At 71.7% G+C, this 647-nt stretch carries 1 protein-coding gene; it reads right to left on the minus strand.

The features are described from left to right. Positions 1 to 272: 272 nt before the first annotated feature. A partial coding sequence (locus FV227_RS28690; RefSeq protein ID WP_147860488.1) for a putative sulfate exporter family transporter occupies positions 273 to 647 on the minus strand: 375 nt, incomplete at its 5' end.

A 647-nucleotide genomic window follows, 5' to 3' on the forward strand; every position in this document is an offset into this window, starting at 1 on the left:
GGCTAGGCTCGACGCTCCTGGATGCCAGACGCGCATTACCCAGCGGAACGACGGATGCAGGGTCGGCGCGTGGGTGGTGGCGCGGGCCAGTGGCAAGCCAAGCCCCAAGAGGCACGCACTGAACCCGTCGAGAAGGGCTGCCGCGTCCGCCGTTTCGCGACCCGGCCTCATCAACCATCCCGTCGCCTGCGCGACCGCCTCGGACGAAGATTGGGACGAACGTGTCACGGCAGTTCTTTCATCAAGGAGTTGGATCGATGCCATAGCGCGGATCAGACGAGGCCGAGCACGCGGATCAGGCCGAGGCTGACGGCGCCGAGGGCGAGGAGCGAGGCGACCACCGCGAGGGTCACCCGCGCCCCGGCCTTGGCGACGCTGCGCACGTCGACCCCGAGGCCGAGCGCCGCCATCGAGACCACGGTCAGCACGTTGGCGGTCTCCGACATCGGCGCGAGCGCAACCGGCGGGATCAGGCCCGTCGAGCGAAGGCCCGCGAGCGCAAGGAAGGCGAGGATGAACCACGGCACCAGGCGGTGGATCGCGAGGCCGCCGCGGGCCGGGCGGTCGCCCGCGGTGACGCCGGGGGCGGCCTCGTCGGTCTCCTCGCGCAGCCGGCTTGCGCCGAGCGAGAGCACCAGGACGACCGG

The sequence above is a fragment of the Methylobacterium sp. WL119 genome, from assembly GCF_008039875.1.
In the GTDB taxonomy this organism is placed as follows: domain Bacteria; phylum Pseudomonadota; class Alphaproteobacteria; order Rhizobiales; family Beijerinckiaceae; genus Methylobacterium.